Below are 15987 nucleotides of genomic sequence, written 5' to 3' on the forward strand. Positions count from 1 at the left end.
ATGCACGGCGGCAGCCTGGCGGATGCACGGCGGCGGCCTGACGGCGGCCTGACGGAGGCACGACAAAGGCCCACGATCTTCGTGATCGCGGGCCTTGACGTGAGATGCCGTCGCCCTCGGCATCAGCGCCCTTGAACCGACCGGTCTGAACGGACCCCTGAACCGGTCAGGCCGGTTTCGCGGTCCTCAGGCATCCGCCGGCGGGGAGGGCACTCGGTGTTCCTCAGACCTTGCCGACGACCTCGGAGGCACCGGGGACCTCGTCGATCGACCGCTGCGGAGGTCCGACGTAGTTCGCACTCGGGCGGACCAGCCGACCGGTGCGCTTCTGCTCAAGGATGTGCGCCGCCCAGCCGGCCGTGCGCGCGCACGTGAACATCGACGTGAACATGTTCGCGGGGACGTCGGCGAAGTCCAGCACGATGGCCGCCCAGAATTCCACGTTCGTGGCGAGGGTCCGGTCGGGCTTCCTGGACTGGAGTTCGGCGAGAGCGGCGTTCTCCAGCGCGACCGCGACCTCGTAGCGCGGTGCGTTGAGCTCCCTGGCGGTACGGCGGAGCACGCGGGCCCGCGGGTCCTCCGCGCGGTAGACGCGGTGGCCGAAGCCCATGAGCCGTTCGCCCTGGTCGAGGGCCTGCTTGACGTAGACCTCGGCGTTGCCGATGCGCTCCACCTCTTCGATCATGTGGAGCACACGGGCGGGGGCGCCGCCGTGCAGCGGGCCTGACATGGCGCCCACCGCACCCGACATGGCGGCGGCGACGTCGGCGCCGGTGGAGGCGATGACGCGGGCGGTGAACGTCGAGGCGTTCATGCCATGTTCGGCGGCGGAGGTCCAGTAGGCGTCGATGGCCTTGACGTGCCTGGGGTCGGGCTCACCGCGCCAGCGGATCATGAAGCGCTCGACGATCGACGTGGCCTCGTCCACCCGGCTCTGGGGAACCATGGGCAGGTCGAGGCCGCGCGCGGACTGAGCCACGAACGACAGCGCCAGGACGGAGGCGCGCGCCAGATCTGCCCTTGCCTGCTCGTCGGAGATGTCGAGCAGCGGCTTGAAGCCGTAGGCCGGGGCGAGCATGGCGAGTGCGCTCTGCACATCGACGCGGATGTCACCGGAGTGGACGGGAACGGGGTACTGCTCCGCAGGGGAAAGACCCGGCTGGAACTCGTTGTCGACGAGCAGGCCCCACACATGTCCATAGGAGACATGGCCGACCAGCTCTTCGATGTCGACGCCCCTGTAACGAAGAGCGCCCCCTTCTTTGTCCGGTTCCGCGATCTCGGTCTCGAAAGCTACGACGCCTTCGAGCCCGGGTTTGAAGTCGGACATTCTCGGCTGCCTCCCTTTCATAGCGGTTCTTGATCCAAACGGGCAAAGCCTTGATGTCGAGATACCGGCGCTCATATTCAACCCCCTGCCTTGCTCTGCTCCGCCCCCGGACCCGCCCAAAGGCCATCCTCGCTGGTAGGAGCCCTGTTTTTGATGGGTGGGCACCGCTTGCCCGGTCAGGCGAGGAAGAATGCCTAACTGTGAACGCCACTTCCCGCCCGCCCTCCTTGGCGGGGCTCCGCCGTACCTATGAGGGTGAGCCGTTGATCGAGGGAGACCTCGCGGCCGACCCTGTGACGCAATTCACCTTGTGGTTCGCCGATGCGGTCGCCGCCGGGCTGCCCGAACCCAACGCCGTCGTGCTGGCCACCAGCTCCGCCGGGGGGCGCCCCTCGGCCAGGACCGTGCTGCTCAAGGGGTTCGACCAGCGAGGCTTCGTTTTCTACACCAACTACGAGTCACGCAAGGGCCGTGATCTGGCCGAGAATCCCCGCGCCTGCCTGATGTTCCCGTGGCATCAGATCCGCCGGCAGGTCCGGGTCGAGGGCCAGGTCGTACGGCTGCCGCGCGAGGACTCGGCCGCCTACTTCCACTCCCGCCCGTACGGCTCCCGCATCGGGGCCTGGGCCTCCCGCCAGTCGGCGGTGGTCGCCTCGCGGGAGGAGCTCGACGCTCGTTACGTGGAGCTGGCGGACCGGTGGCCCGAAGATCCACCCATGCCAGACTTCTGGGGTGGTTTCCGGGTGATTCCCACGGAGGTGGAGTTCTGGCAGGGCCAGACCGACCGGATGCATGACCGGCTGCGCTACCGCCGTACCGCCGTCGGATGGGTTCTGGAGCGTCTCGCGCCCTGAGAGGCCCTGAGACACTGGGACCTGAGGCGGAAGCCCTGAGGCGGAAGCCTTGCGGCGGAGGCCTTGACTCAGCCCTGAGTCGCCGTCACGCACAGTGACTTGTTGTCCCAAATGTGTGCGGTGAGTGTTTAGGGAAGCAAGATGGCCCCTCCGGTGTTGCTGTCCTTTGCCACCGTGCACCGTTCTGCCAATAGGGTCGGCAGCAGCGTTAAGGGAAACGAGCTTGGAACGCTGCCATGGCCACGGGGAACACACGGTGCGACGGACGTAGCATCGAGGTAGGACGGGAGGAACCTTGACCGCACATGGCTTGATCGACACGACGGAGATGTATCTCCGGACGATCTATGAGTTGGAGGAAGAGGGGATTGTCCCGCTGCGTGCGCGTATCGCCGAGCGCCTGCAGCAGAGCGGCCCTACCGTCAGCCAGACCGTCGCCCGTATGGAGCGAGATGGCCTGGTGAGGGTCGAAGGGGACCGTCACCTTGCGATGACCGAGCTCGGGCGCACGCTTGCCACGCGTGTCATGCGCAAGCACCGTCTCGCGGAGCTCCTGCTGACCCAGGTGATCGGCCTTCCATGGGAAGAGGTCCACGTGGAGGCGTGCCGCTGGGAGCACGTCATGTCCGAGTCCGTGGAGGCGCGCCTCATCGTGCTCCTCGACAACCCTGTGATGTGTCCTCACGGCAACCCGATCCCCGGCCTTGAGGAACTGGGCATGAAGACCGGGCCGGACGCCGGTGAGGACGCCATCCTGACGATGGTCGAGGCCGCGGGCCCGAAAGACGTGCCCGTTGTGGTGCGTCGAATTAGCGAACAAGTGCAAAGTGATCCTGCTGTGATGCTTAAACTCAAGCAAGTTGGGATACAACCCGGACGCGAGGTCACGCTCGCGGCGAGCGACGACGGTGTGCGGGTGACAGGTGACGAGAAGGCGGATGGCACTCCTGCGGACCTCCCGCGCGACGTCGCCGTACACGTCTTCGTCTCCAAGCGCTGAACCCGGTCCTGCTTGGTTGAATCCCCGCCGGGAGACCCTCCTCTCCCTTCAGGCCAAGACTGCAGGAGCGCCCGTGGCCCCCTTTGCGCACATGCCTCCCCGAGGAGTGGTCCCCCGATGAAGAGATGGGGGGACCTGTCGAAGGACGTGGCTGAGCACCTTGAGGCTGATGCCGTGCTCGACCACGCCGAGATGGCGGTGGTCGTCACCGACAGGTTCAGCAATCTGCTCTACTGGAACCCCTACGCCGAGACGCTCTTCGGACGGCCGGGCACCTCCGGCGGTCGCGACCAGTCGCTGCTGGGCGCCGGAATCACGGAGAAGGACCACCCGCTCGCGGTGGAGCTCGCCAAATACGTCCTGAAGGGCGGGGTCTGGGAGGGCACCTTCGACGTCAAGCGCGGCGACGGCACGATGATCTACGTGCGTGCCCAGGCCGTGCCACTGCGGCATCCGTCGGGTTCGGTGTCGGGCATCGTGATCACCGCCCGCGAGGCGATGCGCAGCAACGAGCGGGAGAAAGACCGCTTCGGCCTGCTTGAGCGCATCGGAGAGCGCCTCGCAGGCTCCCTGTACGTCGAGGAGACGCTCAAGCGCGTCGCGGAGATGCTTGTCCCGCAGTTCGCCGACCACTGCTTCATCGAGCTGGTGGAGGGCGACCGGATGATCCGCCGGGTCTCCCAGCACGTGCAGGGCTGGACGCCCCCGCCCGGCACCTGGACCCCCATCGGCGGCGACATCCGCTATCCGGCCGGGCATTACGCCGACACCGCCGTGCGCCGCCAGGAGACCATCCTCGTCGAGGACTTCTCACAGGTGAGCTACCCCGCTCCGAGCCCCGGCAGCGCGCGCCTCGCCGGCGAGATCGGTCTGACCTCGGCCATCGTGGCGCCGCTGTGCGTGCGCGGCCAGACCCTCGGGCTGATGTATCTCGGCCTGTCCAACCTGACCGACCGGCGCAGCCCCCACTACGACGCCTTCGACCGCGACTTCGTCGGAGCCATCGCCACCCGGGTCGCCCTCGCCGTCGACAACGCGCTCCTGTTCGAGGAGGAGCGCCACACTGCCGAGTCATTCCAAAAGCACCTCCTGCCGCGCGAGCTTCCCCAGCTCGACGGCATGGAGATCGCGGTGCGCTACGAGCCGGCGGCGCCGCTGGCGAGCCACGGGCAGGGCATCCAGACGCAGGTCGGTGGCGACTGGTACGACGTGATCCCTCTGTCGGCGGGCAGGGTCGGCATCGTCATCGGCGATGTGGAGGGCCGGGGCCCCAAGGCGGCGGCCATCATGGGGCAGCTCCGCGCGGCGCTGCGGGCGTTCGCCCAGGACGACAAGCCGCCCGCGGAGATCCTCGCCAGGCTCGACGAGTGGACGCGCATCCTCGCCACCCCCGAGCGCGACGAGACGGGGGCCGACATCGGTGTCCCGCCCATCGTCACCTGCCAGTACATGGTCTACGACGCGTGGTCGCGGGAGCTGTCGCTCGCCAACGCCGGGCACGCCCCACCGCTGCTCCTGGCCGACGGCGCATGCGGCGAGCTGGCGCTCAGCGAGGTCGGCCAGCCGCTCGGCGTGAGGGCCAAGGGCATGCCGGTGGACCTTGTCTACAAGGAGGAGTGCATCACCCTCGCGCCGGGGGCGGCTCTGCTGCTCTACACCGACGGGCTGGTGGACCGGCGTCCTCTCCGGGACGCGGATGGCAGAGCACAGGAGGAGGACATCGTCCTCACGACGCTGTGCGAGAAGCTGGGCAGGATGTCGGGCGCCTCGGTCGAGGCGATCGCAGACAGCGCCACCCAGGCGGTGCCCGGCGACATCGACGACGACATGGCCGTGCTGGTGGTGCGCTCCAGCGCCGTCGACCTCGATGTCGAGGAGCGGGTGTTCCCCGCCCAGCCGATCATGGTCGGTGAGGCGCGGCGCATGGCGGCCGAGGCGTTCGCGGGATGGGATGTCCCCGAGGAGCGGGCGGAGCTCGCCTGCCTGCTCGTCTCCGAGGTGGTTACCAACGTGGTGCTGCACGCCGCCGGAGCGGGGGTGCCGCGCCGTGAGCTGTCCATGGACGGTCCGCCACTGCCGTTCGACGAGTCCTGGGACGTGCCGGGGTTCGAGGACGAGGTGAACGGCGACAAGGAGTTCACGCTGAGACTGCGGCGCGGCGCCAAGGCGGTCTGGGTCGAGGTCTTCGACCAGGATCTGCGCCTGCCGCGCATCCGCAGCGCGGGGGAGAACGACGAGGGGGGCCGCGGCCTCTACCTCGTCGACCAGCTCGCCCGGCGCTGGGGCTCGCGTCCGACGCGGGAGGGCAAGGCGGTCTGGTTCGAGATCCCGATGAGGAGCCGCTGAGACCGTCGGTCGGTCGGTCGGCCGCCCCGCCGACCCTGTCGGCGGCTGGGGCGGCGGACGCGCGACGTCAGCCGTGTGACTGGGCCCAGACCAGGCCCATGAAGACGATGAAGGCGATCATGACGGCCGAGTAGGCGGCCGGGCCGAACCCGAGCCGTCTGCGCACCCGGTTGAGCAGCCAGGCGAACAGGAACGCCAGGAAGAAGAGCAGGATCAGGCCGCTGTTCAATCGTTCACCGCCTCCGGGAGGAACGTCCGTTCCCAGTATGCGGTGACGATCGCCCCCATGGGGGGTGTGTCGCGCGACCAGATCACAACTCCGCCACGGTCAACGCTGTTCACAGGCATTCCCCTGAAAGTTGAAAGTCTTATGATCTACTTTCGTTTGCTTGCACTTTATGTGCGCAACGGAAGTTGATCCAGTACGGCACAGCCGAAAAGACGTCGTGAACGGAGCGTTGTCGTGGACCGGTGGGGAACTGGGCTCCGAAGAGCGGCCCTGGCCGCCTCCGTAGGGCTGACGACGGCCGCCGTCGTGGTGATCCCGGGGAGCGCGAGCCATGCGGCCGGGCCGTACTGGTTCGAGTGCAGCGGCCCGCTCGCCCAGGGCGGGAAGGTGGCCGTCGACATCGCGCTGTCCTCACGAGAGCTGTCGCTCGGGGAGCCGTTGCAGGTGACCTGGCGGCTCGGCGAGCCGCAGTCCCCGCTGGGGGTGCCGAACCCGAACGACCCCAACCTCGACCAGGGCGCCCACCTCGCCGTCACCGGCCGGGTGGGTGTGCACGACCTGTGGACGGGCGGCGGCACGATCGACGCGACCGGCACCCGCGTCGTGGACGCCGCCCGGCTCCGGGACGACAAGCCTTTGGAGTTCGGCACCCTCAACACCGGGCGGGTCGTGGCCGACAAGGTCGGAACGGGAACGGTGTCCGTGGGGTCGCTCATTCTCGACCTCGCGCCTGTCGAGTCGACCTACAACGACATGTTCACATCGGTCGGTGATTTCTCGGCGAACTATCCGGGCACGTGGTCGCCATCGACGGATTCCAGTGGTCTCGGGCACTACAACGGGGACGTCCAGGAGAGCACTACCGACGGTGACAAGGCTGAGTTCACCTTCGTCGGGACGGGCGTGGACCTGATCACCGACCGGCACGTGGACATGGGCAAGATGGAACTGGTCGTGGACGACCTGAACCGGCCGGTCACCGAGGTGCAGACCCTGGACGCCTATCAGGCGCCCGAGGTGCCCCGGAAGGTCCAGCAGAAGTTCACGGTGGCGAGCGACCTGCCGTATGGGAAGTACCGGCTGACCGTCACCAACAAGACCCAGGACAAGCACGCCCGCATCGATGCCTTCCGCGTGCGTGCGGGGACGGCCAACAATCACGCGGTGTCGCCGTACCGGACGGTGTGCGAGCCGACGGGCACCCTGCCGAAGATCCAGATCACGGTGAAGGGCCCGGACTCCACGCCTACGCCCACGCCCCCGGCGACACCCACACCGCGGCCGACGAAAACGCCGACGCCGACTCCCACGGGCACGGGCACTAAGCCGCCGTCCGGTGCCGCGGCTCCGGTGCCGTGGGGCACCCACACGAGCGTGAGCGTCTACAGCTCCAGCACTCCGCGCCCGACGACGACGGTGACGGCCACCGTGACGGCGCGTCCGCAGGTCACCGTGACGCCGAAGGGCGGCGCCGACACCGGGGAAGGACACGGCGGATGAGCGGGATCGACTCCGGGTCGGCTTTCAGGAGCGCCGGCCCCGACAAAACCCCCCGCGGCCGGCTGATCGCCGCGCTGCTCGTGGCGGGTTCGCTCGGCACGATCGCCGTCATCATGGCCGCGCTGCTCACCTACCTCGCGCCGCCCGCGCCGCAGCCCGACGTTCAGGCCGACGGCGCGGAGCTGTCGCTGACGAACATGGCCGAAGCCGGGTACTTCGCCCCCGTGGTGGGGCCCGGCGGCCCCGGCGTGCTCCTCACCGCCGCGCAGCCCAGCGCGCCGCCGCCGGCGCCCGCCGTACGGCCCGTCGCCGGGTTCGCCAAGAACTCCAAGGTGCGGCCGTCGCGCATCGTCATCCCGTCGATCGGCGTCTCGGCTCCGCTGACATCGCTGGGGCTCCAGCCTTCCGGCGCGGTCCAGGCGCCCTCGAAGAGCCGCCCCAACCTGGCCGGGTGGTACAAGCACGGCCCTGAACCCGGTGAGACCGGCCCGGCGGTGATCCTCGGTCACGTCAGCACCAAGCGCGGCGCCGCGGTGTTCAACCGGGTGAAGGATCTGCAGAAGGGGCGCAAGATCCGGGTCGTACGGTCGAACGGCACCGTGGCCGAGTTCACCGTCAGCGGCATCGAGCAGGTGCGCAAGGACGCGTTCCCGACGCAGCGGGTCTACGGCAACGTCAACCGGGCTGAGCTGCGGCTTGTCACGTGCGGCGGGGTGCTCAATGCCAAGGACCACTCCTACAGCGACAACATCATCGTCTACGCCACGCTCTCGGCTAAACGCGCGCGGTAGTCGAGTGGCTTAAGTGAATTTTGGGGTGGTTTTTCGGTCTTTCTCGCATTGGTGGGGATCTCTCCGTAGGATCGCTACCAAACCGTGATCAGAGCCTGTAACCCTGGTATGCCATCGAGAACCGGTCCCCGCCCCGAAACGGAGATTGATAGTGCTCAAGTCCAAGGCGCGACGGCGTGCGATAGCCGCTAAATCAGCCATGGCGGGAGCACTGGGCGCGGGCGCTTTTCTCGCCGTCTCGGTTATGGCCAACGTGGCGGGTGCCGACACCAAGACCGTCAGCTACGCCTGCGCGCCTCCCGCGGCAGGAAGCACTACCTCCACGCCGCAGATCGGGGTCACCCTGACCGCCCCGGCCCAGACTCCGACGATCAACCAGGGAGTGCCGCTCACCTGGGTCAACGGCACACCTGCGCAGTCGCCGCTGGTGGCTCCGACGGCCATGGTGTCGGGGGACAGGGTGGTGTTGGAAGGCGAGATCATCGTGACCGGGCCCAACCCCACCGCCACGGTGACGGTCAAGGCCTCCGGCGTCGCGACGATTCCCGCCGTCGGTCTTGCTCAGAACAACCCTCTTCCCATGCCCACCATGCTGGCCACCGTGACGCCCACCGCCTCGGGCACGACGTTGGCGAAGGTCGGCAGCTTCTGGCTGAAGGTCGGGTCGGGTGTCGCGCAGCCGACGGAGATCTACAAATGCACGATCGCGACCGCCGGCACCAACATCCAGCCCGCCTCCGTGCAGTTGGTGATCGGGGCCTCCGCGTCGCCTACCACCCCCTCGTCGTCGCCGACCACGCCGACGTCCACCCCCACGACACCGAAGCCGACCATCACCGAGACCAAGACCAAGTACGTCACCCCGGAGCAGGACCAGGACGCGGACGAGGAGAGCACCACGCCCAAGGGTGGTGCCGACACCGGCGGCGGTGGCGCGGCGGGTCCGGACGGCAGGATGTTCGTCCTGGTCGGGTCGCTGATGGTGGGTGCCGCGGCGATCGGTGGCCTTTTCCTGCGCCGACGTGCCATCGGGCGCTGATCGGGCGTCGCGGTGACGATGCAGGGGCCTCCGGGCGGCTACGCTGGCGGGCCCCCGCCGTACGGCTATGGGCCTCCGTGGGAGGAACCGCAGCCGGAGCCGGATCGCGGCGGCAGGATCCTGCGGTCGACGCTGCTGATCGCCGCCCTGGTGGGGGTCGTCACCGTGATCGCGGGTCTGCTCATGGTGTTCGGCAATCCGGAGGAGTACGGTCTGGCGGACGAGCGGACGGCGCTGGAACTGCAGGTGCAGCCGAGCGGGAGCCCCGCCGATTCCGGAACGGCGCACTATTTCACTGGGCCGCCCGAGGCCGCCGCGCCGCTGCCGGACATTGTGGCGGCCCCTCCGATGATGCCCGCCACGCCGAAGCGCATCACCATCAAGAAGCTCGGTGTGAACGCCCCGATCACGTCGGTCGGGTTGAACAAGCGCGGCGCGGTGGAGGTGCCGCCGGTGTCGAACGCCAACCTGGTCGGGTGGTACCGCAACATGTCGACGCCGGGCCAGGCGGGGCCGGCGGTGCTGCTCGGGCACAAGGACACGCGGACCACGCCCGCGGTGTTCCGGCGGCTGGGGGAGCTGCGCCACGGCGACGTGATCGAGGTGGAGCGGCAGGGCGGCACGGTGGCGGTGTTCACCGTGGGCGGGGTCGAGCAGGCGGACAAGAGGCTGTTCCCGACCGAGCGGGTCTATGGGAAGTATGACAATCCGCAGCTTCACCTGGTCTCCTGCGGCGGCACCTACAACCATTCCACCGGGCACTACACGGACAACATCATCGTGTACGCCACGATGACCTCGTCGTACCGGCGCTGAGGGCGGGGCTCCCGCCGGAAAAAGATTCTGTTGTAGCCTCGAAAATACCGAACGCTACTCGGTTTGATGTGGCTATGTGCGGGATCGGATCCTGGAGGCATCGTGACAGAGGCGTACATCGTCGGAGCGGTCCGCACCCCCGTCGGACGGAGAAAGGGCGGACTGTCCACCGTTCATCCCGCGGATCTGGCCGCGCATCCGCTGAAGGCACTGATCGAGCGCACCGGGGTCGACCCGGCGGCCGTCGATGACGTGATCATGGGGTGCGTTTCGCAGTTCGGCCCCCAGACCATGGATATCGCCCGTACGGCATGGCTTTCGGCGGGGCTGCCGGAAAGCGTGCCCGGCGTCACCATCGACCGGCAATGCGGCTCCTCGCAGCAGGCGATTCACTTCGCCGCCCAAGGCGTGCTCTCCGGCACCCAGGACCTTGTCCTGGCCGCCGGCGTGGAGTCGATGAGCGTCGTCCCGATGGGTTCGACGGTCACGGCCGCGCTGGAGGCCGGTTTGCCGCTGCCGTACGGCGAAGGCTGGGCCGAGCGCTACGGCACCCAGGAGATCTCGCAGTTCCGGGGCGCCGAGCTGATGTGTGAGAAGTGGGGTTTCTCCCGCGATGAGCTGGAGCGGTACGCCTACGAGAGCCACCAGCGCGCCGCCAAGGCGGTGGCGGGCGGCCATTTCGCCGACCAGATCGCCCCGCTCGCCGGTGTGACCGACGATGAGGGGCCGCGCTCCGACACCACCCTGGAGAAGATGGCGGGGCTCAAGCTTCTGCGGGAGGACGGCAGGCTGACCGCGGCCACGTCGTCGCAGGTGTCCGATGGAGCCGCCGCGGTGCTGATCGCGTCAGGCCAGGCCGTACGCGATCACGGCCTCGCGCCGCGTGCCCGCGTCGTCACCCTCACCCTCGCCGGCGACGACCCCGTCTACATGCTCACCGCGCCCATCCCCGCGACCCGCAAGGCACTCAAGCGGGCCGGGCTGACCATCGACGACATCGACGTCGTCGAGATCAACGAGGCGTTTGCGCCCGTGCCGCTGGCCTGGCTGAAGGAGCTCGACGCCGACCCCGCCAAGACCAACCCGAACGGCGGCGCCATCGCCCTCGGCCACCCGCTCGGCGCGACGGGGGCCGTCCTCATGACCAAGCTCCTGCACGAGTTGGAGCGCACCGGCGGACGCTACGGCCTGCAGACCATGTGCGAGGGCGGCGGTCAGGCCAACGTCACCATCATCGAGCGCCTCTGACGGCTCTGAACGCGCGGCGGCCCGGTCCCCGAGATCTCGGAGACCGGGCCGCCGCGCGTCCGACGTTCGATCGGTCGGATCGCGTGGGATGGGACTCTCGCGGGGTTGTGGCCTGCGAGGTGGGGGCCGGGGCGGCCGGGTACGGAGCCCCGGGGGTGGCGGGCTGCGCGCGTTACTTGATCGATCCCGCGGTGAGGCCGCCCACGACCTTCCGCTCGATCAACGCGAACAGGATGATCACCGGGATGGTGGCGATGACCGATCCGGCGAACAGGTTCTGCCAGTCCACTTCGTACTGCCCGATGAAGGAGTTCAGCGCCACGGTGAGTGGCTGATTCTCCGGGGAGGTCGTCAGGGTCAGTGCGACGACGAACTCATTCCACGCCGCGATGAAGGTGAAGATCAACGCGGTGATGACACCTGGCAGGGCCAAGGGCAGCGTCACCCTGAACAGGGCGCCCCAGCGGCCGTTGCCGTCTATGAAAGCCGCCTCCTCCAGCTCCCGCGGGATCGAGCTGAAGTAGGCGTTGAGGATCCATACGGCGAACGCCAGGTTGAACCCGCCGTTCACCAGGATCAGCGACCAGATCGTGTCGATCAGACCGAACTGGTAGAACTCCCGGTAGATGCCCACGAGCATCGCGGTCGGCTGGAACATCTGGGTGATCAGCACGACGATGAGGAACGCCGTGCGGCCCCGGAAGTTGTGCCGGGCGGTGTAGTAGGCGGCCGGGAGGGCCACGATCAGCACCAGGATGGTCGAGCCGGCGGCGACCTGCAGGGTGACCCACAGGTTGCCGGCCAGGCCGCTGGTCCAGAAGTTGGTGAAGTTCGACCAGGCGAAGGTGCTGGGGAGGTAGGTCGCGTCCTGGAGTTCGTCCTGCGGCCGGAGCGCGGTGAGGATCATCACCAGGTACGGGAACAGGAAGATGAACGCGACCAGATATGCGCTCGCCGCGATGATCACAGTCTTGATCTTGGGCAGAACCCGGTTGGGTCGGGGCCTACCGCCGTGGCGGGAGACCTGACCGCTCGCGCGGGGGCGGGACACGGTGGGTGTTGTTGTCGTCGTCATCGGGCCACCTCGGTGTTCCAGCGGCTGACCTTCAGGAATACGGCCGTCAGCACGATCACCATGCCGAAGTTGACCACGGACATGGCGGCGGACTCGCCGATGTCGGTGCCCTTGAGGATGAACATGAAGATCGTCGATGTGGCGGTCGAGTAGCCGGGCTGCCCGTGGGTCATCGCCCAGATGATCGGGAAGTTGTTGAAGACGTTCATCACGTTGATCAGCGCCGCGACGGTGAGGGCCGGCCGCAGCAGCGGCAGCGTGATCGACCAGTACACCCGCAGTTTGCGCGCGCCGTCCATCTTGGCCGCCTCGTAGACGTCAGAGGGGATGGTGGCGAGCCCCGCGAGCAGGGCATATGTGGTGAACGGCAGGGATACGAAGACCGCGACGAAAACCAGCCACGGCATCGCCGTACTCGCCTTGCCGAGGGGGTCGGCCTCGGCCCCGCCGAGCGCGTCGAGCAGGCCGAGGTCGACGAGGATCATGTTGACGAGCCCGGCCTCGGGGTCGAGCATCCACTTGAAGATGATCGCCGTCATCAGGACCGAGGCGGCCCAGGGGGCGATGAGCGCCCACCGCGCGACCCGTTTGAGGGGAAACTTCTGATTGAAGAGCTGCGCCAGGGCCAGCGACAGCACGACGGTGAGCACCACGACCGCGACGACCCAGATCAGGCTGCGGAACATCACGCCGCCGAAGTCGGGCTCGTCGAACAACTTGGTGTAGTTGTCGAACCCATTGCCCCCTTGGACCACGCCGAACCGGCTGATCTTCTGGAAGGAGGACTGGATCATCACCACGACGGGCCAGATGACGACCACGGCGATCAGGATCACCGCAGGCCCGATCCAGATGAGCGGCGTCAACGCCCGGCTCATCCGGCTCTGGGATTTCTGATGCATGACTGCGAGTCCTTATGGATAGTCGTACGGCTTGCGCCGCCCGAGCGAAGGCGGCGCAAGCCGTACGGGTTCAGCTCCCCGTCGCGATCTTCTGGATCTTGCCGAGGACCTCGGCGGCGTCCCCTGTGATTGCGCCGCCGATGGACTGCTTGACCTCGGTGTTCACCTCGGTCCACTTGGGGTCGGTGAACGGGTAGAAGGTGGCGTTGGGGAGCGCGTCGAGGAACGGCTTGAGCTTCTCGTCGCTGCTCAGCTTCTGGATGCCGGAGGTGGTCACCGGGAGCAGCTTGTAGGTGTCGCTGATCTTCTGGGCAGCGGTGCCGGAGTAGAAGAAGTCGAAGAACTTCTTGATCTCCGCCGCGCGGCCGTTCTTGTTGAAGGCCATGATCCAGTCCTGGACGCCCAGCGTCGTCTCCAGCACGGCGCTCTTACCGGGGATCGGGGCGACGCCGAAGTTGGTGAGCCCGGCCTTCTCGAACTGCGGGATCGACATGGGGCCGCCGAAGGCCATGCCGACCTTGCCGGCGCCGAAGTCCTCCCAGACGTCCTTGCGGTTCTTGGTGCCGGGGTTCGGCGTGGTCAGCCCGGCGTCGTGCAGGCCCTTGAGATACTTGAACGCCTCGATGTTCTGCGGCGAGTTGATCGCCCAGTTGCCCGAGGCGTCCTTGTATCCGCCGCCGGCGCCCATGAACCACAGGAACGACTCGCCCTGGGCCTCCTCGTTGCCGAGGGGAAGACCGAACGGCTGGGCGACGTCGGCCTTCTTCAGTTTCTCGGCGGCGGCCTTGAGCTCGTCCCAGGTCTTGGGGGGTTCGGCGATGCCGGCCTTGCTGAACAGGTCCTTGTTGTAGAAGAGGCCGCGCGCGGAGGACACGAACGGGATGCCGTAGGCGGCGCCGTCGACCTTGCCGAACTCGGCGAACTTCGGCAGCAGGTCGGCCTGGGTCTGCGGAGACAGGATCTCGTCGACCTTGTGCAGCAGACCTTCCTTGACGAATCCGGAGTAGTCACCGGTCTGCAGAATGTCGGGGAACTGCCCGTTTTGCACCATCGTGGCGACCTGCTTGTCGATGTCGTTCCAGTTGATGACCTGAACGTCGACCTTGATGTTGGGGTTCGCCGCGGTGAACTCGTCGGTCACGCCCTTCCAGAACTTGGCGCCGGAGTCCTCCGCGGTCGGGCCGCCTCCATAGTCGGCTGCCACCATCTTGAGCGTCACCGTGCCGCCGCCCGAGCCCTTGTCGCCGGAGCCGGTCCCGCTCTCGCCGCCGCTTCCGCAGCTAGTCAGTACCAGTGCTGCGGCCACACCCAGCGTGGCCGCGCCCACGAGCTTCTTGTTCACCGTTGCTACCGCCTTGGTCGTCGGACGTCGGACGTTGGATCAACGGAGGCCGGTAGCCGGTCCGTACCAGTGGGATCCGCCGTCCCAGGGGGGTCGAAACCGCCTGAGCAGGCCCATCTGCGATGCCGTAGCTCAGATCGGTGCCCTCACAGTAGGCGCGATTTTGCGATCTGGTCTATACCGGTTGATATCGTTTTGACAACGGCACATCGAATCTGACGAATCGGTCTAGACCGCTGAGGGAGAAATTCAGCGATATTGGGGGCCTGAGCTGGGGAGACCGGTCCGGATCTCTGGGCGGCCCGCATCACCGAACGCGGCGATTCATTGCGACGCACGCCAAACTCAGCCCGCATTCATCAACGAATCCGGCGCATACGAGTACGGCGCATACGAGTACGGCGCATACGAGTACGGCGCGGCCCCCGTGGTCCGGGGGCCGCGCCGTACTCAGATCGCGTGGGCGGGGAAGCGGTGGTGGGTCAGCCGGGAACGCGCGCCACGCAGAGGACGGTCTGGCCGAACGGCGGGCGCACGAAACGCTCGATCAGTCGCGTCGCCGGCACGACCGTGCGGTCGTAGATCTTCACGAGGCGGGGGTCGGGATAGCCGACGCCGCCGCGGCGGACGGCCAGCCACCACGCGATGCCGCCGAGGAAGTTGATGGGCTTGAGCACCTCGGCGTGGAGACCGGCGGCCACGACGGTCCTGGCCAGCGTCTTCGGGGTGTAACGGGTGACATGGCCGACCTTGCGGTCGAAGTCACCGTAAAGCTGCATGTAGCCGGGCACCCAGATGATGATGCGACCGCCCGGCGCGGTGACACGTGCCAGGGAACGCAGCGCCTCGACATCCTCCTCGATGTGCTCAAGCACGTTCATCAGTACGACCGTGTCCACCTTGTCCGCGAGGGGGATGTCGGTCGGCAGGCCGAACTGGAGCACATCAACGTCGTCACGCGGGCCGAAACGCTTGCGGAGCTGTTCGACGCAGTAGGGGTCGAAGTCACTCACCACGAGGCGATCGAGACGCGGCAGGAACAACTCGGCGAAGTGCCCGAGCCCCGAGCCGATCTCCAGCATCGACTTGCCCACATGCGGCGCGACCGTATCGAACTCGTATTTCCGGTAGTTCTTCCCCTCGTCTCCTCCGAGGTGGTTTTCCAGCGCCCCGTCTCCGGCCGCCGGTTGTACTACACGGTCATAACCAGACATGCGGTTCCGTCCAGCTCATTCATACAAAACCGTGGCCCACGGGCCACGGACCGGTCGGGGCGAGTCTAGTGTCTGCATACTTCAGCCACTCCGCTTCCCGAAGACCGAGTCACCCCGTCGAGTCAAGTGTTCAACGCCGAGTCGCCGGCACGGCGGCGCCGAACGGGCCTGCCCGCCATGTGCCGCTCCGCGACCCGCCGGGGTGGACCGCGAGTCGTGCGCGCCGCCGGAGAGACCGCCGTGGCCTATATGTGCGTGTGGCCTATATGTGCGATTGAGGATTGAACACGAAAATATCAGC

At 67.5% G+C, this 15987-nt stretch carries 14 protein-coding genes; 8 read left to right on the forward strand and 6 right to left on the reverse strand.

Annotation, left to right across the window (positions count from 1 at the left end; translation table 11 throughout):
- Window positions 1-223: 223 nt before the first annotated feature.
- On the reverse strand, window positions 224-1330 hold the full coding sequence (locus BLQ73_RS27250) for a citrate synthase 2 (protein ID WP_093174867.1): 1107 nt from the start codon (window positions 1328-1330) through the stop codon (window positions 224-226).
- 200 nt (window positions 1331-1530) lie between these two features.
- Here BLQ73_RS27250 and pdxH point away from each other — a divergent pair, with 200 nt between their 5' ends.
- From pdxH to BLQ73_RS27265, 3 genes are all read left to right on the forward strand, one after another.
- Window positions 1531-2184, forward strand: coding sequence for a pyridoxamine 5'-phosphate oxidase (gene pdxH / locus BLQ73_RS27255; RefSeq protein ID WP_093174870.1), 654 nt, complete (start codon window positions 1531-1533; stop codon window positions 2182-2184).
- A gap of 295 nt (window positions 2185-2479) precedes the next feature.
- Window positions 2480-3184 (forward strand): iron-dependent transcriptional repressor DtxR, encoded by a 705-nt coding sequence (locus BLQ73_RS27260; RefSeq protein WP_093174872.1) that lies wholly within the window; start codon window positions 2480-2482, stop codon window positions 3182-3184.
- 117 nt (window positions 3185-3301) lie between these two features.
- Window positions 3302-5530, forward strand: coding sequence for an ATP-binding SpoIIE family protein phosphatase (locus tag BLQ73_RS27265; RefSeq protein WP_093174875.1), 2229 nt, complete (start codon window positions 3302-3304; stop codon window positions 5528-5530).
- 67 nt (window positions 5531-5597) lie between these two features.
- On the opposite strand, the gene BLQ73_RS32840 is transcribed toward BLQ73_RS27265, so the two are convergent.
- Window positions 5598-5759, reverse strand: a complete 162-nt coding sequence (locus tag BLQ73_RS32840; protein WP_176955711.1) for a hypothetical protein — start codon at window positions 5757-5759, stop codon at window positions 5598-5600.
- Between the two features lie 234 nt (window positions 5760-5993).
- On the opposite strand from BLQ73_RS32840, the gene BLQ73_RS32845 reads away from it, so the two are divergent.
- The 5 genes from BLQ73_RS32845 to BLQ73_RS27290 all read left to right on the forward strand — a co-directional run bounded on the left by BLQ73_RS32845 (window position 5994) and on the right by BLQ73_RS27290 (window position 11153).
- Window positions 5994-7259, forward strand: coding sequence for a hypothetical protein (locus BLQ73_RS32845; protein ID WP_093174877.1), 1266 nt, complete (start codon window positions 5994-5996; stop codon window positions 7257-7259).
- Window positions 7256-8050, forward strand: coding sequence for a class F sortase (locus tag BLQ73_RS27275; RefSeq protein WP_093174880.1), 795 nt, complete (start codon window positions 7256-7258; stop codon window positions 8048-8050). The genes BLQ73_RS32845 and BLQ73_RS27275 overlap by 4 nt, the downstream gene beginning before the upstream one ends.
- A 151-nt stretch (window positions 8051-8201) precedes the next feature.
- Window positions 8202-9089, forward strand: coding sequence for a hypothetical protein (locus tag BLQ73_RS27280; RefSeq protein ID WP_143020467.1), 888 nt, complete (start codon window positions 8202-8204; stop codon window positions 9087-9089).
- An 18-nt stretch (window positions 9090-9107) separates the two neighbouring features.
- Window positions 9108-9905: a class F sortase gene (locus BLQ73_RS27285; RefSeq protein ID WP_093174929.1), complete on the forward strand. Its 798-nt coding sequence runs from the start codon at window positions 9108-9110 to the stop codon at window positions 9903-9905.
- A gap of 102 nt (window positions 9906-10007) precedes the next feature.
- The gene (locus tag BLQ73_RS27290; protein ID WP_093174885.1) at window positions 10008-11153 is read left to right on the forward strand and encodes an acetyl-CoA C-acetyltransferase; all 1146 of its coding nucleotides are present in this window, start codon (window positions 10008-10010) and stop codon (window positions 11151-11153) included.
- Between the two features lie 172 nt (window positions 11154-11325).
- Here BLQ73_RS27290 and BLQ73_RS27295 read toward each other — a convergent pair whose 3' ends face one another.
- From BLQ73_RS27295 to BLQ73_RS27310, 4 genes are all read right to left on the reverse strand, one after another.
- The gene (locus BLQ73_RS27295; RefSeq protein ID WP_093174889.1) at window positions 11326-12228 is read right to left on the reverse strand and encodes a carbohydrate ABC transporter permease; all 903 of its coding nucleotides are present in this window, start codon (window positions 12226-12228) and stop codon (window positions 11326-11328) included.
- A complete protein-coding gene (locus BLQ73_RS27300; protein ID WP_093174891.1) occupies window positions 12225-13130 on the reverse strand; it encodes a carbohydrate ABC transporter permease in 906 nt (301 codons plus the stop codon). The genes BLQ73_RS27295 and BLQ73_RS27300 overlap by 4 nt, the downstream gene beginning before the upstream one ends.
- 70 nt (window positions 13131-13200) lie before the next feature.
- On the reverse strand, window positions 13201-14472 hold the full coding sequence (locus BLQ73_RS27305) for an extracellular solute-binding protein (RefSeq protein WP_245691462.1): 1272 nt from the start codon (window positions 14470-14472) through the stop codon (window positions 13201-13203).
- 482 nt (window positions 14473-14954) lie between these two features.
- Entirely contained in the window at window positions 14955-15686 is a 732-nt protein-coding gene (locus BLQ73_RS27310) for a class I SAM-dependent methyltransferase (RefSeq protein WP_093174894.1), read from the reverse strand.
- Between the last annotated feature and the right edge of the window lie 301 nt (window positions 15687-15987).

Origin of the sequence: Sinosporangium album, from assembly GCF_900100605.1 — a bacterium.
Lineage (GTDB): Bacteria > Actinomycetota > Actinomycetes > Streptosporangiales > Streptosporangiaceae > Sinosporangium > Sinosporangium album.

What these genes read in the sequence shown, in the direction of transcription:
- BLQ73_RS27250 (WP_093174867.1), bottom strand. Translation starts at nt 1,330, where the DNA reads ATGTCCGACTTCAAACCCGGGCTCGAAGGCGTCGTAGCTTTCGAGACC.
- BLQ73_RS27265 (WP_093174875.1), top strand. Translation starts at nt 3,302, where the DNA reads ATGAAGAGATGGGGGGACCTGTCGAAGGACGTGGCTGAGCACCTTGAG.
- BLQ73_RS27275 (WP_093174880.1), top strand. Translation starts at nt 7,256, where the DNA reads ATGAGCGGGATCGACTCCGGGTCGGCTTTCAGGAGCGCCGGCCCCGAC.
- BLQ73_RS27285 (WP_093174929.1), top strand. Translation starts at nt 9,108, where the DNA reads ATGCAGGGGCCTCCGGGCGGCTACGCTGGCGGGCCCCCGCCGTACGGC.
- BLQ73_RS27295 (WP_093174889.1), bottom strand. Translation starts at nt 12,228, where the DNA reads ATGACGACGACAACAACACCCACCGTGTCCCGCCCCCGCGCGAGCGGT.
- BLQ73_RS27300 (WP_093174891.1), bottom strand. Translation starts at nt 13,130, where the DNA reads ATGCATCAGAAATCCCAGAGCCGGATGAGCCGGGCGTTGACGCCGCTC.
- BLQ73_RS27310 (WP_093174894.1), bottom strand. Translation starts at nt 15,686, where the DNA reads ATGTCTGGTTATGACCGTGTAGTACAACCGGCGGCCGGAGACGGGGCG.